This is a genomic window from Paraclostridium dentum (genome assembly GCF_012922555.1).
Classification (GTDB): domain Bacteria; phylum Bacillota; class Clostridia; order Peptostreptococcales; family Peptostreptococcaceae; genus Paraclostridium; species Paraclostridium dentum.
Genome location: NZ_WIPK01000216.1, coordinates 1 through 302 on the forward strand (window position 1 = coordinate 1; position 302 = coordinate 302).

1 protein-coding gene is annotated in these 302 nt (G+C 50.3%); it reads right to left on the reverse strand.

Features of this window, described 5'->3' with window-relative positions:
- Positions 1-253: coiled-coil domain-containing protein (locus GFJ41_RS21415; RefSeq protein ID WP_170076068.1), on the reverse strand; the 253-nt coding region annotated here is incomplete at its 3' end.
- Positions 254-302: the final 49 nt, after the last annotated feature.

A 302-nucleotide genomic window follows, 5' to 3' on the forward strand; every position in this document is an offset into this window, starting at 1 on the left:
GTCGTGACTGGAACTTCTCCAGCTGCTCCGGGCTCGCCAAGTTCTTCAGCAGGCTGTTCTCGCGCTCCAGCTGGTTGTTCTTTTCAGCCAGCTCCTTGATCTGCTCTTTCAAGATCTCCACTTCCTCCCTGACTGCATACATCAGGTGGTTCTTTACAAGATCCATGGCTTGCTCGATCTTGTTGTCTATCGCCACAACGCTAGCACCAGAGGCACTGTTGTCCAGTTTGACTGATACAACATCTCCTTCCAAGAACGACGAGAAGAAAGAGATGGAAAAGTTGTGCAGCTGATAAACAGCC